This window comes from Flagellimonas marina (genome assembly GCF_042651185.1).
In the GTDB taxonomy this organism is placed as follows: Bacteria; Bacteroidota; Bacteroidia; order Flavobacteriales; family Flavobacteriaceae; genus Flagellimonas; species Flagellimonas marina.
In genome coordinates this window covers 1,037,620-1,057,210 of the sequence record NZ_JBHSCL010000004.1, presented here as the reverse complement: position 1 = coordinate 1,057,210, position 19,591 = coordinate 1,037,620, and the positions used below count along the sequence as shown (strand labels likewise).

Below are 19,591 nucleotides of genomic sequence, written 5' to 3'. Positions count from 1 at the left end.
GTTATTGCGTAGAATTTCCCTAAAGTATGGAGGTTGTCGCTCTAGCAACGTTACAGCAATGTTAAAAAATATGATACTATGTTAAAATATGACATATCCCGTTAAATTTCAATGCTTTACCTTATATTTTTGAAGGATGCATACACCACGAAGTGATATTTGAAATTGTGGAACGAACATTTGTTAGTATTCCATCAATTTGATGAAAGTGGTGGTTGAACATCGTAATTTTACAGACAATAAGAAGACAGGTTTTAATTCAAATTTTAACTTTGTTTGCTTACAAATTATTGAATCAGACGATGAGTAAAACACTATTTGACAAAGTATGGGATTCCCATGTGGTTCAACATATTGATAATGGTCCCGATGTGCTGTTTATTGACCGGCATCTGGTGCATGAAGTCACCAGTCCCGTGGCTTTCTTGGGATTGAAGAACAGAGGTATCAAAGTGCTATATCCTGAACGCACTTTTGCCACTGCCGATCACAATACTCCTACCCGAAATCAGCATTTGCCCGTTAAGGATCCTTTATCCGCAAATCAGTTAAAGGCTTTGGAGGAAAACGCCAACGCTCACGGCATACCTTATTGGGGGCTTGGACATGAGAAAAATGGAATTGTGCATGTAATTGGTCCGGAAAACGGAATTACCGTTCCCGGTGCCACTATAGTTTGTGGGGATTCCCACACCTCTACCCACGGTGCTTTTGGTGCCATTGCCTTTGGAATTGGAACCAGCGAGGTTGAAATGGTGCTTTCCACCCAATGCATTATGCAGCCCAAACCCAAACGGATGCGTATCAACATCAATGGCGAATTGAACAAAGCCGTTACCCCTAAAGATGTAGCGTTGTTCATCATTTCACAGTTGTCCACCTCTGGCGCTACCGGATATTTTGTGGAATATGCAGGTGATGTGTTCAAAAGCATGTCCATGGAAGGGCGAATGACCGTTTGCAACCTAAGTATAGAAATGGGTGCCCGTGGCGGCATGATCGCTCCCGATGAAACTACGTTCGAGTACATCAAAGGACGTGAGTACACCCCCAAAGGCAGCGATTGGGACACCGCAATGGAGTACTGGAAAACCTTGTATTCTGATGACGATGCAGTTTTTGACAAAGAATTAACCTTTGAAGCAAGCGAAATTGAACCCATGATCACCTTTGGGACAAACCCGGGAATGGGAATGGGCATCAGCAATACCATACCATTGGCAGAAAGCATTGATGGTGCGGTCGCCACCTTCAAAAAATCCTTGGAATATATGGATTACAATGAGGGTGAGGCCATGGTAGGCAAACCCATCGATTTTGTGTTCTTGGGAAGTTGCACTAATGGTCGTATTGAAGATTTTAGAGCCTTTGCTTCCATTGTGAAGGGAAGAAAAAAGGCGGATAACGTTACGGCTTGGTTGGTTCCCGGTTCACATAAAGTGGAAGAATCCATCAAGAGCGAAGGCATTTTGGATATTTTGGAAGAAGCTGGTTTTGAGCTTCGCGAACCCGGTTGTTCCGCCTGTTTGGCGATGAACGATGATAAGATTCCCACAGGGAAATATGCAGTGAGCACCTCCAACCGAAACTTTGAAGGACGGCAAGGGCCTGGTGCTCGAACCCTTTTGGCAAGCCCATTGGTGGCCGCCGCTGCTGCTGTAACCGGAAAGGTGACCGACCCGAGGGAACTCATGCAAGAAGAAGCTTTAGTGTAACAATAAACAATTTACAATGAACAATTAGCAATAAAATCAACCATTGTTAATTGATAATTGACAACTGATAATTGAATAAAAATGGCTTACGATAAATTCAATATACTAAAAAGCACTGCGGTGCCCATGCCCATTGAGAATGTGGATACCGACCAAATCATCCCAGCCCGATTCCTAAAAGCGACGGAACGTAAAGGGTTTGGTGACAATCTTTTTCGCGATTGGCGATACAACTCCGATGGTACCCCAAAAGAACACTTTGTGTTGAACAACCCCATCTACAGTGGAAAAATCTTGGTCGGAGGCAAAAATTTTGGTTCCGGTTCGTCAAGGGAGCATGCCGCTTGGGCCGTTTACGATTATGGATTCCGATGTGTTGTCTCCAGTTTCTTTGCCGATATTTTCCGAGGGAACTGCTTGAACATTGGTGTTCTTCCGGTACAGGTGAGTCCAGCATTTTTGGACAAGATTTTCACTGCGATTGAAGCAGACCCCAATACTGAATTGGAAGTGAATCTGCCTGAACAGAAAATCACCATTTTGGCAACTGGTGAAAGTGAAAACTTTGAAATCAACGAATACAAAAAACAGAACATGCTCAATGGTTTTGATGACATCGATTACCTATTGAACATCAAAAAAGACATTGAGGAGTTCGCTGAAAACACTCCTTTGTAAGCTAGGCCTGTAGAACACGGCATCAAAAAATGAAAGCACGCACCATTGAAATCATGGACACCACCCTACGGGATGGTGAGCAAACCTCTGGGGTTTCCTTCTCCGCTTCCGAAAAACTTACTTTGGCCAAACTGCTGTTGGAAGAACTACGGGTGGACCGTATTGAAGTAGCGTCCGCACGAGTTTCCGAAGGGGAACTAAAAGCCGTACAGAACATCACGGAATGGGCTTCTTCCGAAGGATACCTTTCCAAAGTGGAGGTGTTGACTTTTGTAGATAATGGTGTTTCACTAAAGTGGATGCAAGAAGCAGGTGCGAAGGTTCAAAACCTGTTGACCAAAGGGTCTTTGAACCATTTGACCCATCAACTAAAAAAAACACCGGAGCAACATTTCAAGGATATTGAAAATGTAGTGGTCAAAGGTCAGGAATTGGGCATTGAGACCAACGTGTATCTGGAAGACTGGAGCAATGGAATGCGGAATTCCCCAGAATATGTTTTCCAGTTTTTGGATTTTTTGACCGCACTGCCTATCAAGCGTGTTTTATTGCCAGACACTCTTGGTGTTTTGACACACACCGAGACTAGAGAATTCCTTGGAAAAATCATTGAACGCTATCCGGATACGCATTTCGATTTCCATGGGCATAACGACTATGACTTGAGCGTGGCGAATGTTATGGAAGCGGTTAAAGCGGGATGTCATGGTTTGCACCTTACTGTAAATGGTATGGGCGAACGTGCCGGCAACGCTCCATTGGCCAGTGTGGTGGCCGTAATCAATGATTTTTTACCGGAGATTACTATCGGCGTTAAGGAATCATCATTGTACAAAGTGAGTAAACTGGTGTCTGCTTTTACAGGTTTCACCATTCCTGACAACAAACCGATAGTTGGTGATAATGTGTTTACGCAAACTGCTGGTATACACGCAGATGGAGACAGCAAAAAGAATCTTTACTTTAATGATTTATTACCTGAAAGATTCGGACGGAAACGGAAATATGCCCTCGGAAAAACTTCAGGAAAGGCCAATATCCAAAAGAACCTTCAGGAGCTTGGATTAACTTTGAACGATGATGAGTTGAAAAAGGTCACGGAGCGTATCATCGAACTAGGCGATAAAAAAGAACGGGTTACCAAAGATGACCTGCCTTACATCATTTCGGATGTGTTGGACAGCAATCTGCACCAACAAAAGGTGTTCGTGAAGTCCTATGTGCTAACGCATTCCAAAGGATTAAAGCCCTCCACTACCCTTTCCATTGAAATTGATGGAAAAACGTATGAGGAAAACGCCCAAGGAGATGGTCAATTTGATGCTTTCATCAACGCATTGAAAAAAGTTTACAAAAAAGAGAATCGCGAATTGCCCAAATTAGTGGATTATGCGGTGCGAATCCCTCCGGGAAGTAACTCCGACGCTCTTTGTGAGACCGTAATTACTTGGCAAACTAAAGAAAAGGATTTCACCACGCGCGGACTCGATTCAGACCAAACGGTATCCGCTATAAAGGCGACAGAAAAGATGCTCAATCTAGTATAACGAACGGAAATTCAAGGAACAAGTTCAAACACAAGAGCAAGAAGAAAGAAAAAGAGCAAAGACAAAAGACAGATTACAATAACTTAATAGCCCGTAATCAAATAACACAATAACCACAGATAAATGAAATTGAACATAGCCCTTTTGGCCGGGGATGGAATCGGCCCCGAAGTTATAGATCAAGCTGTAAAAGTATCCGATGCCGTTGCTGCGAAATTCGGACATGAAATAACATGGGCCCCTGCTTTGACCGGTGCCGCTGCCATAGATGCCGTGGGAGAACCCTATCCCGACGAAACCCATGATGTCTGTGTAGCTGCTGATGCTGTGCTTTTTGGAGCTATCGGACACCCTCGTTTTGACAATGACCCGTCAGCAAAAGTTCGTCCCGAGCAAGGCTTACTGAAAATGCGTCAAAAGTTAGGGCTTTTTGCCAATGTGCGTCCCACCTTCACCTTTCCTTCCTTGATTGAAAAATCACCTTTAAAAAAAGAACGTATTGAAGGAACTGATTTGGTGTTCTTGCGCGAACTCACCGGAGGCATCTACTTTGGAAAACGAGGTCGTGAGGACAATGACAACACTGCCTACGACACTTGCACTTATACTCGTGCTGAAGTGGAGCGTTTAGCCCGTAAAGGCTTTGAAATGGCCCAGCAGCGCTCAAAAAAACTCTGTTGCGTAGACAAGGCGAACGTGCTGGAAACTTCGCGACTATGGCGTGAAACCGTCCAAAAATTGGAAAAAGAATACCCAGATGTGGAGGTTTCCTATGAGTTTGTGGATGCCGTGGCCATGCGCTTGGTGCAATGGCCCAACTCCTACGATGTGTTGATCACTGAAAACCTATTTGGGGATATTTTGACTGATGAGGCCTCGGTAATCTCCGGCTCCATGGGATTGATGCCCTCCGCTTCTTTGGGAGAGAAAACATCCTTGTTTGAACCTATTCACGGTTCATACCCACAAGCGGCCGGAAAAGATATTGCCAATCCATTGGCCACCGTATTATCTGCTGCCATGATGTTTGAAACAGCTTTTGGATTGCAGGACGAAGCAGATGCCATTCGCACTGTTGTTAATAAGTCACTTGCGGAAGGTGTGGTCACCGAAGACCTTGCCGAGGGCGGTAAAGCATACAAAACCAGTGAAGTTGGGGATTGGTTGGCGAAGAATATCTAATCAACCCAGATAAAACCAAAAGAAAGCCAGAGCAAATTGTTCTGGCTTTTTTCTATTCATTAATTGAGATTTCTCGTCGCGCCTACAGCCCTCACTCGAAATGACAAAAATTACCTCTACGTCGTTTCGAACGCATGTGAGAAATCTCAAAAAAAACTGAACAATACATTTCAGGATTGCAGATTTCTCGTCGTCCAGCTGGCTGGACTCACTCGAAATGACACCGAAGTCATCTTTGCATGAATTCGAGCCATTCGTGCAATTAGTGTCAAACCCATGTTCGTTTTGAGAACCTGAAACAAGTTCAGGTTGACGGAAACCATGTCTTAAAGCACATTCTATCCTACAAGATGTAATCCGTGCTCAAAAAGTTGCTCACTTTAGCCTCCATCAATTGCTCAATGGTATTGGTGTTCAACTCATTATCCTTAAAGGCAACAAAGGTTCGGATAGAAAACGAACGAAGGGCATCATGCACACTCAATGTGGATTGCGCAGAGTCTTTTCGACCTGTAAACGGGTACACATCTGGACCTCGTTGGCAAGAACTGTTCAAGTTAACCCGGCAAACCAAGTTGGCCAAGGAATCAATCAGTGGTGATAGCGTGTACACATCCTTTCCAAAAAGACTCACCTGTTGTCCGTAGTTGGATTCAGCCATATCGCTCAAAGGCTCCTCGATGTCTTTAAACGACAATACAGGAATCACTGGGCCAAATTGTTCTTCCTCATATACTCGCATATCTTTGGTCACAGGATATAAAACGGCTGGCCAGATATAGTTATCAAAATGCTTACCGCCTTTTTTATTCTTTATTTTGGCTCCTTTGGTCTGGGCATCATCCAACAATTCCTGGATATACGCTGGTTTTCCAGGTTCGGGAAGTGGAGTCAAGTTCACCCCTTTTTCCCACGGATTTCCAAATTTGAGCGAATCCACTTTTTCAGAGAAGCGCTTTAAAAACTCGTCCTTGATGTCCTCATGCACATACAACACCTTCAGAGCGGTACAACGTTGCCCATTAAACGAAAGTGTTCCAGAAATACATTCGTTGATGGTAAGGTCCAAATCGGCATCGGGCAAAACAATCGCAGGGTTTTTCGCCTCCAATCCCAATACCAAACGAAGTCGGTTACTTTTAGGATGTTGCTCTTGCAGTGCATTAGCCGATTTACTGTTTCCAATCAATGCTAGCACATCCACCTTACCCGTTTTCATTATGGGAGCGGCCACAGCCCTTCCCCTACCGAACAGGATATTCACCACTCCTTTTGGAAAACTGCTTCTAAAAGCTTCCAAAAGCGGTGTAATCAACAACACCCCATGTTTAGCTGGTTTGAATATAGTTGTATTTCCCATAATGATTGCTGGAATCAACAAGGCAAAAGTCTCATTCAATGGGTAGTTATAGGGACCCAAGCACAGCACGACCCCCAAAGGTCCTCTTCGGATGTGGGCATATACCCCATCATGCTTTTGAAATTTGGCTGCATCGCGGTCCAACTGCTTGTAATCCTCAATGGTATCATAAATATACTCAACGGTACGATCAAACTCTTTATACGAATCTGGTTCAGACTTACCAATCTCCCACATCAACAATTTTACGACCTCTTCCCGCTTTTGCTCCATGCGTTTTACAAAAGCCTCCATACATTCAACACGGTCTTTCACTTTCATAGTCGGCCAAACCCCTTGTCCTTGGTCATAGGCACTCAAGGCAGCGTCCAAGGCTTCCAAGGCTTCGGGCTCACCCATATCAGGAATACTTCCTAATGTCGTCGGCGCATATTCTTCGGTAGAAGAAATGGTGGAAATGACCGGAGTGGTCTCCCCTTCCCATTTTCTGAGTTCACCGTTTACCAAATAGGTTTTCTGATGTATTTCTTGGGTAATCTGAAGGGCTTCAGGTATTGCTGTTGTTGTAACTGGCATGTGTTGTTGTTTTAATGTGTGTTATCCAAGTGAATCGTCGTTCACATAGTGCAAAGCTAACACAAAAACAGATGAAAACAGCCTCATTTACACTAGCTTAAAATCGCAAACGATTGAAAATTTGTTATAGCAATCACACTAGGTATTGGAACAGGTCCGGTTTGTTGTTTAGGTAATCCCCAAAAAAGTTATTGGCCTTCATGCGTTGGATCAAGGGTTCCAAATCAGCAGAGGACTTTAATTCTATTCCCACAACGGCAGGTGCATTCTCCCTGCTTGACTTTTTGGAATATTCAAAATGGGTGATGTCATCATCCGGACCCAAAATGTCCGCCACAAATTCTTTTAAGGCACCAGGGCGCTGTGGAAAGCGAACAATGAAGTAATGTTTTAGGTTGGCATAGAGCAGTGCTCGCTCTTTGATTTCAGCGGTACGGGTAATATCATTGTTACTTCCACTAATGATGCAAACCACGTTTTTTCCTTTGATTTCCTCAGCATAATCATCCAGAGCAGCAATGGTTAAAGCTCCAGCAGGTTCTACCACAATGGCATCACGATTATAGAGGTCCAGTATAGTTTGACACACTTTCCCTTCGGGAACGGTAGACACTTGATAGAGGTGGTCTCGACAAATAGGGAATGTCAACTGCCCCACTTTTTGCACGGCCGCACCATCGATGAACTTATCAATATGCTGCAGTTCGACCAACTCCCCTTTCTCTATTGATTTTTTAAGTGAAGGCGCCCCTTCTGGTTCCACACCAATAATTTTGGTCTGAGGAGATAACGAATGGAACGTTCCACATAAACCTGAGGCAAGTCCACCACCTCCAATAGCGGCAAAGACGTAATCGATGGGCTCATTGGACTGTTGCAGCATCTCAAGACCAACTGTAGCCTGCCCTTCTATGATTTTCTCATCATCAAAAGGGTGCACAAAAGTTTTGCCTTCCTGTTCGCAGAAAGCCTGTGCGGCTTTGTTGGAATCATCAAACGTATCGCCCTGCAACACCACTGTCACCCATTCCCCGCCAAACATGTTGGTCTGGTTAATTTTTTGTTTTGGAGTGACGACGGGCATATAAACGGTCCCCTCAACCTTTAAATGACTGCACGCAAAAGCCACACCCTGGGCATGGTTTCCTGCACTGGCGCAGACCACTCCCCTTTTTAGCTCATCTTTGGTCAATGAACTGATTTTGTTATAAGCACCGCGAATTTTGTAGCTGCGGACGCGGTGCAAATCCTCCCGTTTGAGAAGAATATTGGCCCCATATTTTTTGGAATAGCGGATACTTTGCTGCAAAGGCGTCTCGTCAGCGACCTGTCGAATCGTCTTCGCGGCCTGATAAATATCCGCTATTTGTGGAAAATAGGTCTCCACTGTTTTCATGGGGCCAATAGTTTTTTTTATCCGATAGGCTTCATTGCCGTCATGGAGGCACGTAAACGAGCTCCAACCACTTCCACATCGTGGGTGCGGATGGCCTTGTTAACGGCAATGAGCCTAACATTGTCCACGCCTGTATCCTTGCCTTCACCAAAATGCTTACCAATGACATCGGTATCGATTTTCTTCATGAAATCGGTCAACAACGGCTTACATGCATGGTCAAACAAGTAACAACCATACTCAGCGGTATCGGAAATGACACGGTTCATCTCGAACAATTTCTTTCTGGCGATGGTGTTGGCAATCAACGGGGTTTCGTGAAGCGACTCATAGTACGCAGATTCGCCAATGATTCCGGATTCGGTCATGGTTTCATAGGCCAATTCAACCCCAGATTTCACAAAAGCGACCATCAATACGCCATTATCATAATACTCTTGCTCAGAAATGGACACTTCACCAGCAGGCGTCTTCTCAAAAGCAGTTTCTCCCGTAGCGGCTCGCCAATCCAATAGATTTTTATCGTCATTGGCCCAATCTTCCATCATGGTTTTGGAAAAATGGCCACTCATGATATCATCCATATGCTTTTGGAACAATGGACGCATGATTTCTTTCAATTCTGCGGACAAATCAAAGGCTTTTATCTTGGCGGGGTTGGACAAACGGTCCATCATATTGGTGATACCACCTTGTTTCAAACCTTCGGTGATGGTTTCCCATCCGTATTGAATCAATTTGGAAGCATATCCGGCATCTACACCCTTTTCAATCATTTTGTTGAAAGAAAGGATAGATCCTGTTTGCAACAAACCACAAAGAATGGTCTGCTCACCCATCAAATCTGACTTTACTTCGGCCACAAAGGACGATTCCAACACACCGGCTTTATCTCCACCTGTACCTGCGGCATAGGCCTTGGCCTGCTCCAAACCTTTGCCTTCTGGGTCATTTTCGGGGTGAACGGCAATCAAGGTTGGTACGCCGAAACCTCTTTTATACTCCTCACGCACCTCAGAACCTGGACTTTTTGGCGCTACCATAATCACGGTAAGGTCCTCACGAATCCGCATACCTTCTTCCACAATATTGAATCCGTGGGAGTAGGACAATGTAGCACCTTTCTTCATCAAGGGCATAACCGTACTCACCACATTGGTGTGCTGCTTGTCTGGAGTAAGATTAATGACCAGGTCCGCAGTAGGAATCAATTCCTCGTAGGTTCCTACGGTGAAATTGTTTTCGCTGGCATTTTTAAAAGATTGTCTTTTCTCTTTTATGGCGGCTTCACGAAGGGCATAGGAAATATCCAAACCAGAATCTCTCATGTTCAAACCTTGGTTCAAGCCTTGTGCGCCACAGCCCACAATTACAATTTTTTTGCCTTTTAAAGCGGTAACACCATCAGCAAATTCGCTGGGGTCCATAAACCTACATTTTCCCAATTGTGTCAATTGATCACGAAGTGATAGTGTGTTGAAGTAATTTGCCATTTTTTGTATGTGATTTTACTATTTATTGATTTTGAAATTCTGCTAAAATATTGGTGATGGGCATCGCATCTTTACTTACAGCGATTCTACCGGTACGAACAAATTGCATAATGCCATAGGGCTCAAGCGCCTCGTGCATTTCGTCAATCTCATGGCGACGGCCTGTTTTTGCCAAAACAAAGAACTCCCGGCTTACAGTGACAATCTGTGAATGGTGCTCTTTGATGATATTTTGGATTTGACGTTCATCAAACAGTAAATGGGAGGCAATTTTAAATAAGGCCGACTCTTGGTAAATGGTTTCATCATCTGTGTGGTAATAGGCTTTGATGACCTCAACTTGTTTTTCAATTTGATTGACAATCTTGATGGCCCAATCTTCAGTCGAGTAAATTACAATTGTGAATTTTGAAACATTCTCAATCTCTGATTTTGAAACATTTAAACTTTCTATATTAATGTGTCGCTTTAAGAATATTCCAGATATTCTATTCAGCAATCCCACATGATTTTCGGAGTAAACCGAAATGGTAAACCATTGTTTTTCCATGCTTTATTTTATTTTAACCGCGATGATAAGTCCTGTGGACCAATCCATCTTTGTAAGTGTAATATCTTCTCTATTTTCCAGTATACGAACCAGTTCATTTGCTTTGTCTTCATGTCCTTTTGGCCAATTGGATTGTTTACGCATATCATCGATAACATAGAACCCTCCAATTTTGAGTAATTCCAGTGCTTTATCCAAATGACTGTATTTTCCGGGCCAAGCATCAGCAAAAATCAAATCGAAAGGAGTTCCATCATACATTTCCAGCCATTTCCCTCCGTCTGCCCAGATCAGCTCCAATCTTGTTTCTCCCTGAAAAAAGGCATTGGCAATTTGAATGAGTTCCGAATCGTTATCCACACTGATAATACTGGAGTCCTTATCCATACCTTTTATCATCCAAGCCAAGGACAATCCGATTCCCGTGCCCAATTCCAAAAACTTTCCATTGGGTTTGGAAGCTACCAACGTTTTCAGTAAGGTACCGATATACACGTCGGAAGGCATGCCAAAGCCTATTTCCCTTGATTTCTCAAGCAATGCCGAATACCTGTTCGGCATTTTCAAAATATTTGCCTGATCCATCTTATTTCAATCTAATATCAGAAATAGAAGCTCCTGTTGGAACCATTGGGAACACGTTATCTTCCTTCTCCACCCGAACTTCCAAGAAATAAGGGTCTTTGGAGGCCATCATTTCCTCAACAGCATCCTTCAATTCTGATCGCTCCACTACCCTTTTGGATTTGATGTGGTAGCCTTCGGCTATCTTTACGAAATCAGGGTTGGTCATCACCGTTGAAGCATAACGTCTTTCAAAGAAAAGTTCCTGCCATTGACGTACCATTCCCAAATGGTCATTGTTCAACACCACAATTTTTACGGGAAGATTATGTTGGAAAATGACGCCAAGTTCCTGAATGGTCATTTGGTAGCCACCATCGCCGATTATAGCAACTACCTCACGGTCCATGGCGCCCATTTTGGCACCAATGGCCGCTGGAAGTGCAAATCCCATCGTTCCCAAACCACCAGAGGTGATATTACTTTTGGTCTGTTTGAACTTGGCATATCGACAAGCAATCATCTGATGTTGCCCCACATCGGTAACTACAACGGCCTTATGCCCTGAAGCCAAATTGATTTGTTCAATCACCTCGCCCATGGTAAGTCCCGGCTTTGTAGGATGGATATCTTTGTCGATTAAGGTGTCAAATTCAATCTGATACATTTTATCAAACTCGGCCACCCATTCCTTATGCTCATTTTTATTGACCATTGGGAGCAGCAAATCCAAAGTTTGCTTGGCATTCCCCAAAACGGCAACATCAACTTTTACATTTTTATTGACTTCAGCGGGGTCTATCTCAAAATGGATTACCTTGGCTTGCTTGGCATACGTTGCCAAATTTCCAGTCACCCTGTCATCAAATCGCATACCGATGGCAATGAGCACATCGCACTCATTGGTAAGGACATTGGGACCATAATTTCCATGCATGCCCACCATGCCTACGTTCAGCGGGTGGTCCGTATCCATGGCAGAGAGACCCAAAATGGTCCAAGCAGCAGGAATTCCTGCCTTTTCAACCAAGGCCTTAAGTTGTTCCTCAGCTTCACCCAAAATCACTCCTTGACCAAAAACGATGTAAGGTTTTTTGGCATTATTGATTAATTCGGCGGCCTTTTCAATGGCACTTAAATCCGGAGTCGGGGCTGGTTTATAGCTTCGAACGCCGGTACATTTTTCATATTCAAAATCCAACTCATCAAACTGGGCGTTTTTGGTGATATCCACCAAAACAGGGCCCGGTCTACCTGATTTTGCAATATAGAATGCCTTCGCCATGATTTCTGGAATCTCTTCAGCACGGGTAATCTGATAATTCCACTTTGTCACCGGGGTTGAAATTCCCACGATATCCGTTTCTTGGAAGGCATCAGAGCCCAGTAAATGCCGTGCTACCTGCCCGGTGATACATACCATAGGGGTGGAATCTATCTGGGCATCCGCTAAACCTGTTACGAGATTCGTAGCGCCAGGGCCGGATGTGGCCATGGCCACTCCCACTCTACCGCTTACTCTTGCATACCCTTGTGCGGCATGGGTTGCCCCTTGCTCATGTCGGGTCAAAATATGCGTAAGCTTATCCTGAAATTTGTATAACTCATCATACACTGGCATGATGGCTCCTCCGGGGTATCCATAAATTAAATCGACCCCTTCCGCCAACAAGCAGTGAATTATGGCCTCAGCACCGGTAATGCGAATTGCAGTGCTTTTTTTCTTGTCTTTCTTTTGTGCTTTCAATGTCTCCATACGTGTATATTATCGGGAAATACACCCTTATTCCCAATGGGAATTTTATCTTTTAAATCATATCGGTAACACAGCCTTTGGATGCTGATGACACCATTTTTGCGTATTTGTATAGACTTCCTGATTTTATTTTCAACTCAGGTTGTTTCCACTCTTTTCTTCGTTGTTCCAGCTCTTCGTCTGAAATATTGATGTTAATGGTATTGTTCACGGCATCGATGGTAATTTCATCTCCATCCTTCACCAAGGCGATACCTCCACCTACTTGGGCTTCAGGTGAAACGTGACCCACCACAAAACCATGGGAGCCCCCTGAAAAACGTCCGTCCGTAATCAAGGCAACGTCTTTCCCCAAACCAGCACCCATAATTGCAGATGTCGGTTTTAGCATCTCAGGCATACCGGGAGCGCCTTTAGGTCCTTCATACCGAATGACCACCACATCCCCTTTCTTCACTTTTCCAGTGTGAATCCCTTCGTTAACAGCGGTTTCACTGTCAAAAACGCGGGCAGTTCCAGTGAATTCAAGTCCTTCTTTACCTGTTATTTTAGCTACGGCACCTTCAGTAGCCAAGTTGCCATATAGTATACGAATGTGACCTGTCTCTTTGATGGGCTGGTCTTTCTTTCGGATGATATCCTGACCTTCTGCCAAATCGGGAGCATCCAATAGGTTTTCGGCCAATGTTCTTCCGGTCACCGTCATACAGTCGCCATGCAGCATGCCTTCCTTCAACATATATTTTAACACCGCAGGAACCCCTCCCACTTTGTGAAGGTCTTCCATCAAGTACTTCCCACTCGGCTTCAAATCAGCCAACAACGGTGTGCTTTCGCTAATTCGGGTAATGTCTTCCAAAGTAAAATCCACCTCGCCAGCGTGTGCAATGGCCATAAAGTGCAATACCGCATTGGTAGAGCCTCCCAAAACCGTTACCAATCTAAATGCATTTTCCAAGGATTTCTTGGTGACAATATCACGAGGTTTAATGTCCTCTCGCAACAAATGCAGCATCGCCTCACCGGCAGCCTCACAGTCTGCACCTTTTTTGGCATTTACGGCAGGAATAGAAGAATTAAATGGCAATGACATTCCCATTGCTTCAATAGCAGATGCCATGGTGTTGGCGGTATACATTCCCCCGCAAGCCCCAGCTCCGGGACACGCTTTGTGAATCACTTCCTTGAACTCAGCCTCATCTATGGTTCCCGCTACGCGCTGCCCATAGGCTTCAAAAGCGGAAATAATGTCCAGTTTTTTATCGTTGTGACATCCTGGAGCAATGGTTCCACCATAAACCAAAATGGATGGACGGTTCAATCGCAGTTGAGCCATCAAGGCACCGGGCATGTTTTTATCACACCCAACAACCGTTACCAAACCATCGTACGCCATAGCTTGTACCACGGTTTCCATGGAATCGGCAATAATGTCCCTGGATGGAAGCGAGTATCGCATTCCAGGGGTACCGTTGGAGATGCCATCACTCACCCCAATGGTATTGAAAATAAGTCCGACCAAGTTGGAAGCCTCAGCTCCACGCTTGACATCAAGTGCCAGCTTGTTCAAATGCATGTTACAAGGGTTACCCTCATAACCTGTACTGGCAATTCCTATAAACGGTTTTTGTAAATCTTCATCTGTCAATCCCAACGCATGCAACATAGCTTGTGCAGCAGGCAACGTAGGGTCTTGGGTCACAGTTTTGCTAAACTTGTTCAATTCCATTGTAAAATTTTCATTCAAATACAGAATTCCGTTGAATTTAATCTGCTATTCAAAGATAAATGTTTAAAAAGGCCCATATTTTTAACAGTTTCGGGCGGTTTAAATCCATTTAAAAAATAATCATATCAAATCACTGTAATTCAAATACTTAGGTTAATTCAAAATCCAATATCCATTTATTTTTATTCATAAAGAAAAGGGCCTGTATCGATTTGATACAGGCCCTTTTCCAACAACAGTGCGACTGTATCATTCCAAATTTGGAACAATAATTACGACACCGTTGACTAGGATATTTCTTTTCATAGATCAATGTTACAAAAAATAAATCTTAAAAGGATGGAAAACTTAAATCAATTTAAAGGAAAGGGAATCACCGGACTTTTTCTGTGCCAAAACACAGATGGCCGCTTCGGAAAGTTGTAAGATTCTCGGGTATCCTCCTGTAGTTTGACCATCTTTCATTAAAATGATCAAACGGCCTGCAGGGGTCAACTGAACGGTTCCTGGCAATGTTCCCGAAGTTAGCATGGAATGGGAATGCCCCTCAACGAGCTCATTAAGTTGATACGCCATGCGGTCATTTGCTTTGGAAACGGTAAAGGGTTTTGAAAACAATTCTGCCAATTGTTTGTCGGTCAAAATTGAGAACTCTGGTCCTTTGAACACTTCCAATTCGCCAGTAAGAAAATGGTCTTCTATTTTAACTTCTGAAATCAATGGTTGATAGGAGATTGTTTCAGTATACGGAATTTCATCCCCATCCTTTATGCGCTTTTTCTTGGTCACTGGAAAATATTGGGAGCGACTTCCGAGTACTTTTTCGGTTTGAAAGCCTCCTTTTACCGCCAAATACGTCCTAAAACCACCCTTTAGCTTACCAAAAGACAGAATATCGCCTTCTGAAACTTGTACTACTTGATGATTTTCAATGGGGGTGTCATTCAATTTGGCCTCTAAATGCGCTCCTGAAAGGCTAATGGCTGTCGCCTCTTCAAATTGCAGTTTTGGACCCATCATGGTTATCTCCATAACGGCATCGTTGGGGTCGTTTTCCAACAAAAGGTTCGCTTTATTGACCGATTCAATATCCATGGCCCCTGAAATGGGGACCCCTATATCCCGGTGTCCAAAACGCCCCAAGTCTTGTATGGTGATGAAAAAACCTGACTTTAACACCTTAAGCATTGAGTATCACTTTTTCTGGTTTGTAAATACCTACCTCGCCTTCAATCTTATACAAATCATACTCTGCTCTGGATATTTGTTGAAACTGTATCTTGTCTCCCACTTTCACAAAACAGGGGTCTTTTAAACTGGGATTGAACAAAGGAATTGGGCAGTTTCCAATGATATTCCAACCACCCGGTGATTCCTGTGGGTAAATTCCTGTCTGTTTACTTGCCAATCCAACAGATCCTTTAGCCACTTGTAATCGCGGTTCTGCCCGTCTGGGAATCTCCAAGGATTCGGGCACACCACCCATATACATGAAGCCAGGCAAAAATCCTATTCCATATACAATATATTGGTAGGATGTGTGCTGTTTAATGAGTTCATCTTTGGACAGCTTTAAGGTTTTAGATACTTCCTCGATGTCAATACCGAATTCAGCATCGTAACAAACGGGAATGCGCCATAAATGTTGAATGCGTTTGGACTTTGAAGCGGCCTGCTTTTGATGACATTCCTGTATGATCCCTTTTATGTCTTCAAAATCGAGGTGCTCATCATTGCATACCATGGTAACGGAGTTATATGCAACAGACATTTCCCAGCCAGGTAGTTTTAATTCCTTAAAGGCATCCATAAAGTCGAGAATATCAGCTAAAATGGACACATCTACCTTATTGGGCCATTCTACTAAAACGGCTCGCTCACCAAAGGTTTTGATGCTTATGGGGTAACTTTTCACTGTAGTAATTGCACCTTGTGTTTGGATAATTCTTGTGAAAGATACGTTAATATTTTCAATGCGGAAGGGGTATCTCCGTGGATACAGAGGGTTTTTGTCTCAATTTTGATCAACTTGCCTGAAGTTGTCTTCACATGACCTTCTTTTATGATGGGAAGAATGTGTTGCAGCACCTGTTCAGGGTCTTGGATAAGGGCATTGTCCTGTTTACGGTTCACCAAACTTAAGTCACTATTGTAGTTTCTATCGCCGAAGGCTTCATACCAAACTTGGAATCCTTGTTGAAGGGCCACTTGGGCAATTGCGGAACTAAATGGAACATATAAAACTGACCGGGTTTTATATTCCTGAATAGCATCTAGATAAGTTTTGGCCAAATCCTTGTCCTTTGCCGTTTGGTTGTAGAGCGCACCATGCGCTTTAATATGATGTAATTCTGACTGCTCCCGTTCCAAAACAGATTCAAAAGTTTTCACCTGTTCCTGAATGCTTTGGTGAAGTTCATATTCTGAAATATCCATGACCTCTCTACCAAAATTCTCACGGTCTGGATAGGAAGGGTGCGCACCTATCTTAACCTTATGCTGCTTAGCCAGCTGCACAATTTGCAACATGGTTGCCGTATCCCCCGCATGTCCGCCGCAAGCAATATTGCAAGAACTGATGAAAGGAAATATCTCAGCCTCGTTTCCTACACCTTCCCCAACATCGCAGTTAATATCTATGGTCCACCTTTTCATCAATACACACCTATTACTTTAAGAATACTTTTTATGCCCAAAAAGATGGCAAATCCCACAATGGCAAATCCCAAGATGTTTTGAAATACTGTATTTTTATGTTCTCCCATTACGTTTTTCCGATTCACAATCCACAATAATAGAATGGCCATAATCGGTAATAACAGTCCATTGGCAACTTGAGCAAATTGTATGACTTCGATGGGCTTGATGTTAAAAGACAAAAAGAATACCCCACATAACAATACCAAGGTCCAAACAAATTTGAATCTCCTATCATCCATATTTCCACCCCAATTAAAACAACTGCTGGCCACAAAGGCAGCAGCAAGGGGAGCGGTTATCGCAGAAGTGATTCCGGCCGCGAGCAATCCGATGGCCATAAAGTACACCGCCATTTTTCCAAAGAGGGGTTCCAAGCCCTTGGCCATATCCAAAGCATTGCTGATATTGTCCATAGGCACGGATGCTGCGGTCACCAGAATTGCCATGGATACCAATCCTCCCAAACCAATGGATACAGCAGTATCCCACTTTACGGTGTTGAGTTCCTTACTGGACTTCCACTTTTGTTTTACCAATGATGCATGCAAAAAGAGATTATATGGCACAACCGTAGTACCCACTAGGGCAATGACGGTAAAAAGTCCTCCTTCTGGCATTGCCGGTACGACCATACCCTTTAAAATCTCTAGAAAAGCAGGCTTGGTCATTAGAGCACAAATGAGGAAACTCACCCCCATGATGCCTAAAAGTCCAACAAAAACCCGCTCCAATATTTTATAGCTGCTGAACCACAACAATAGAAATATGAAGATGCCAACAATAGTTGGATAAAAAGATATCAGTGTTGCATTTGGAAAGAGTTGCTCCAGTCCCAAAGTGGCACCACCAATATTGCCCGCTTCGTAGGCTGCATTTCCAATGAGGATGGCGGCTAGCACCACAACAATCACAAACTTTTTGACCCATGGTGTTTTTAGTTCGGTACGGACCACATCAACTAGACCAGTTTGGGCAACTACCCCAATTCTTCCGGCCATTCCTTGAAGCACTATGGTGGCAAGTACCGATACCAGCAGCGCCCAAATCAAAGCATAACCAAACTGCGCTCCGGCCAGTGTGCACATGGTTAAGGTTCCCGGACCTACAAAAGCGGCGGCCACCAATACACCTGGGCCTATTTTTTTGAACATGGTTTTGGTTGATTTTAGGCTTTGAATTTAAGAGGATATTGGGATAAATAATGTATTTCATCCAAAAAAATGCATTTCATCTAAAAGTGGGATGTTTTACATCGAGTTTTTATACGAATATGGAAAAGCAGAAGTTATAATAGTCCCAAATCATACTAGACCTTAAACTTGACAAATACTTATGACATGTAAGGATTGTGAAAAAAGTATTGGACATCAGCAGTATAAAGAATCTATGGATTCTTTGGGTGTCCCACTTTGTGACCGACATACACGACTTATCAAAAAAGTCATTCTAGATAATAATACTCCTCTGGAAGCCATCCAGCTATTTTATGCGTTGAAAGAAGCCGGCGCATACCCCATGTTGGAATGGTGGGATGGCAAAAAATCCGTAGATATTGCCATCTCAAGGGTAAAACTGAACATTGAAATAGACAAGGACTACAACATGATAACGCATGAGCAGGCTATAAATGATCTTGAAGATGCCATGCACTCCTTCAAAAATGGGTTTACCACGGTACGCATACCTCATTTAGCGGTAAAATATTACTTAGAAGACACTGTGCAGAATATTTTGGGCATAATTTCTGGACTACGAGCCAACATTAAAGCAATTTAATTACAAAACTGTAACCTTTCGTCCTTCTTGGTTTCTTTGTATTCCAAGATATTGATGACAACCGTGTCCTCACCAATATTTTCTAGGTCATTCACGTAGTTTTTGCCCCTATTCTCAAAATATTCGGTATCTCCTGGATTAAGCTTGATCATGTCTATTTTTCCATTCCCATACCTTGTAAGCACAAGTCCTCCTGTAGTGCAAACCCAACCATAGTTGGTATTGTGCTTTCTAAACGGGATGCGTTCACCTGGAAGCAGGCATAATTCCCATAACTTTACACTTTCATTTTCAAACACCAACCGATTGCTCAACGATTGGGTAATTTTCTGATGCAGCAACTCATCAATCTTCTCCTGTTCCCACGGGTCAAAATTCCCCGCAGGATTCAATTCAACACATTGCATTCTATGAACTTTTTAAAAACGAGCGCAAAAATAGTGTATTGTTTACTCAATAAACGATTGATTTGCAATGTTTAACGATTTATTTGCAGTTCTTGTAATTTTATGCAACCGATTCCTGATTTTCAAAAGGAAAGACCACCTAATTCATGCAATCTATAATGA

The 19,591-nt window shown here is 43.3% G+C and carries 17 protein-coding genes; 5 read left to right on the top strand and 12 right to left on the bottom strand.

The window, feature by feature from the left end; translation table 11 throughout:
- Window positions 1–302: 302 nt before the first annotated feature.
- The 4 genes from leuC to leuB all read left to right on the top strand — a co-directional run bounded on the left by leuC (window position 303) and on the right by leuB (window position 5,122).
- Window positions 303–1,715, top strand: coding sequence for a 3-isopropylmalate dehydratase large subunit (leuC, locus tag ACFOWS_RS08325; protein ID WP_379763465.1), 1,413 nt, complete (start codon window positions 303–305; stop codon window positions 1,713–1,715).
- 81 nt (window positions 1,716–1,796) lie between these two features.
- The gene (leuD, locus tag ACFOWS_RS08320) at window positions 1,797–2,393 is read left to right on the top strand and encodes a 3-isopropylmalate dehydratase small subunit (RefSeq protein ID WP_379763464.1); all 597 of its coding nucleotides are present in this window, start codon (window positions 1,797–1,799) and stop codon (window positions 2,391–2,393) included.
- 29 nt (window positions 2,394–2,422) lie between these two features.
- Window positions 2,423–3,940 carry an alpha-isopropylmalate synthase regulatory domain-containing protein gene (locus ACFOWS_RS08315; protein WP_379763463.1) on the top strand — a complete coding sequence of 506 codons (1,518 nt, stop codon included), beginning with the start codon at window positions 2,423–2,425 and terminating at the stop codon, window positions 3,938–3,940.
- 123 nt (window positions 3,941–4,063) lie between these two features.
- Window positions 4,064–5,122, top strand: a complete 1,059-nt coding sequence (leuB, locus tag ACFOWS_RS08310) for a 3-isopropylmalate dehydrogenase (RefSeq protein WP_379763462.1) — start codon at window positions 4,064–4,066, stop codon at window positions 5,120–5,122.
- Window positions 5,123–5,465: 343 nt separating this feature from the next.
- Here the strand turns inward: leuB and ACFOWS_RS08305 are convergent, their stop codons facing one another.
- The 11 genes from ACFOWS_RS08305 to ACFOWS_RS08255 all read right to left on the bottom strand — a co-directional run bounded on the left by ACFOWS_RS08305 (window position 5,466) and on the right by ACFOWS_RS08255 (window position 18,397).
- Window positions 5,466–7,058, bottom strand: a complete 1,593-nt coding sequence (locus ACFOWS_RS08305; RefSeq protein WP_379763460.1) for an NADP-dependent glyceraldehyde-3-phosphate dehydrogenase — start codon at window positions 7,056–7,058, stop codon at window positions 5,466–5,468.
- Window positions 7,059–7,191: 133 nt separating this feature from the next.
- Entirely contained in the window at window positions 7,192–8,454 is a 1,263-nt protein-coding gene (ilvA, locus tag ACFOWS_RS08300) for a threonine ammonia-lyase (RefSeq protein ID WP_379763459.1), read from the bottom strand.
- A gap of 17 nt (window positions 8,455–8,471) precedes the next feature.
- Window positions 8,472–9,947 carry a ketol-acid reductoisomerase gene (ilvC, locus tag ACFOWS_RS08295; RefSeq protein ID WP_379763458.1) on the bottom strand — a complete coding sequence of 492 codons (1,476 nt, stop codon included), beginning with the start codon at window positions 9,945–9,947 and terminating at the stop codon, window positions 8,472–8,474.
- A gap of 22 nt (window positions 9,948–9,969) precedes the next feature.
- Complete coding sequence (gene ilvN, locus ACFOWS_RS08290) at window positions 9,970–10,497, bottom strand: acetolactate synthase small subunit (protein WP_366589406.1); 528 nt, start codon at window positions 10,495–10,497, stop codon at window positions 9,970–9,972.
- Window positions 10,498–10,500: 3 nt separating this feature from the next.
- Window positions 10,501–11,058 (bottom strand): O-methyltransferase, encoded by a 558-nt coding sequence (locus tag ACFOWS_RS08285; protein WP_379763457.1) that lies wholly within the window; start codon window positions 11,056–11,058, stop codon window positions 10,501–10,503.
- Window positions 11,059–11,083: 25 nt separating this feature from the next.
- Window positions 11,084–12,817: a biosynthetic-type acetolactate synthase large subunit gene (ilvB, locus tag ACFOWS_RS08280; RefSeq protein WP_379763456.1), complete on the bottom strand. Its 1,734-nt coding sequence runs from the start codon at window positions 12,815–12,817 to the stop codon at window positions 11,084–11,086.
- A gap of 52 nt (window positions 12,818–12,869) precedes the next feature.
- On the bottom strand, window positions 12,870–14,546 hold the full coding sequence (ilvD, locus tag ACFOWS_RS08275; RefSeq protein WP_379763455.1) for a dihydroxy-acid dehydratase: 1,677 nt from the start codon (window positions 14,544–14,546) through the stop codon (window positions 12,870–12,872).
- Window positions 14,547–14,894: 348 nt separating this feature from the next.
- Window positions 14,895–15,734 carry a 5-oxoprolinase subunit C family protein gene (locus tag ACFOWS_RS08270; protein ID WP_379763454.1) on the bottom strand — a complete coding sequence of 280 codons (840 nt, stop codon included), beginning with the start codon at window positions 15,732–15,734 and terminating at the stop codon, window positions 14,895–14,897.
- The gene (pxpB, locus tag ACFOWS_RS08265) at window positions 15,727–16,461 is read right to left on the bottom strand and encodes a 5-oxoprolinase subunit PxpB (RefSeq protein ID WP_379763453.1); all 735 of its coding nucleotides are present in this window, start codon (window positions 16,459–16,461) and stop codon (window positions 15,727–15,729) included. Before pxpB ends, ACFOWS_RS08270 begins: the two co-directional genes overlap by 8 nt.
- Window positions 16,458–17,201, bottom strand: a complete 744-nt coding sequence (gene pxpA, locus ACFOWS_RS08260; RefSeq protein WP_379763452.1) for a 5-oxoprolinase subunit PxpA — start codon at window positions 17,199–17,201, stop codon at window positions 16,458–16,460. Before pxpA ends, pxpB begins: the two co-directional genes overlap by 4 nt.
- Window positions 17,201–18,397, bottom strand: a complete 1,197-nt coding sequence (locus ACFOWS_RS08255) for an Nramp family divalent metal transporter (RefSeq protein ID WP_379763451.1) — start codon at window positions 18,395–18,397, stop codon at window positions 17,201–17,203. Before ACFOWS_RS08255 ends, pxpA begins: the two co-directional genes overlap by 1 nt.
- A gap of 181 nt (window positions 18,398–18,578) precedes the next feature.
- Here ACFOWS_RS08255 and ACFOWS_RS08250 point away from each other — a divergent pair, with 181 nt between their 5' ends.
- The gene (locus tag ACFOWS_RS08250) at window positions 18,579–19,022 is read left to right on the top strand and encodes a hypothetical protein (protein ID WP_379763450.1); all 444 of its coding nucleotides are present in this window, start codon (window positions 18,579–18,581) and stop codon (window positions 19,020–19,022) included.
- On the opposite strand, the gene ACFOWS_RS08245 is transcribed toward ACFOWS_RS08250, so the two are convergent.
- Window positions 19,019–19,429 carry a hypothetical protein gene (locus ACFOWS_RS08245; protein ID WP_379763449.1) on the bottom strand — a complete coding sequence of 137 codons (411 nt, stop codon included), beginning with the start codon at window positions 19,427–19,429 and terminating at the stop codon, window positions 19,019–19,021. The genes ACFOWS_RS08250 and ACFOWS_RS08245 overlap by 4 nt on opposite strands.
- Between the last annotated feature and the right edge of the window lie 162 nt (window positions 19,430–19,591).

Coding starts and splice junctions, on each gene's coding strand:
- leuC (WP_379763465.1), top strand. CDS start 303: ATGAGTAAAACACTATTTGACAAAGTATGGGATTCCCATGTGGTTCAA.
- leuD (WP_379763464.1), top strand. CDS start 1,797: ATGGCTTACGATAAATTCAATATACTAAAAAGCACTGCGGTGCCCATG.
- ACFOWS_RS08315 (WP_379763463.1), top strand. CDS start 2,423: ATGAAAGCACGCACCATTGAAATCATGGACACCACCCTACGGGATGGT.
- leuB (WP_379763462.1), top strand. CDS start 4,064: ATGAAATTGAACATAGCCCTTTTGGCCGGGGATGGAATCGGCCCCGAA.
- ACFOWS_RS08305 (WP_379763460.1), bottom strand. CDS start 7,058: ATGCCAGTTACAACAACAGCAATACCTGAAGCCCTTCAGATTACCCAA.
- ilvA (WP_379763459.1), bottom strand. CDS start 8,454: ATGAAAACAGTGGAGACCTATTTTCCACAAATAGCGGATATTTATCAG.
- ilvC (WP_379763458.1), bottom strand. CDS start 9,947: ATGGCAAATTACTTCAACACACTATCACTTCGTGATCAATTGACACAA.
- ilvN (WP_366589406.1), bottom strand. CDS start 10,497: ATGGAAAAACAATGGTTTACCATTTCGGTTTACTCCGAAAATCATGTG.
- ACFOWS_RS08285 (WP_379763457.1), bottom strand. CDS start 11,058: ATGCCGAACAGGTATTCGGCATTGCTTGAGAAATCAAGGGAAATAGGC.
- ilvB (WP_379763456.1), bottom strand. CDS start 12,817: ATGGAGACATTGAAAGCACAAAAGAAAGACAAGAAAAAAAGCACTGCA.
- ilvD (WP_379763455.1), bottom strand. CDS start 14,546: ATGGAATTGAACAAGTTTAGCAAAACTGTGACCCAAGACCCTACGTTG.
- ACFOWS_RS08270 (WP_379763454.1), bottom strand. CDS start 15,734: ATGCTTAAGGTGTTAAAGTCAGGTTTTTTCATCACCATACAAGACTTG.
- pxpA (WP_379763452.1), bottom strand. CDS start 17,201: ATGAAAAGGTGGACCATAGATATTAACTGCGATGTTGGGGAAGGTGTA.
- ACFOWS_RS08255 (WP_379763451.1), bottom strand. CDS start 18,397: ATGTTCAAAAAAATAGGCCCAGGTGTATTGGTGGCCGCCGCTTTTGTA.
- ACFOWS_RS08250 (WP_379763450.1), top strand. CDS start 18,579: ATGACATGTAAGGATTGTGAAAAAAGTATTGGACATCAGCAGTATAAA.
- ACFOWS_RS08245 (WP_379763449.1), bottom strand. CDS start 19,429: ATGCAATGTGTTGAATTGAATCCTGCGGGGAATTTTGACCCGTGGGAA.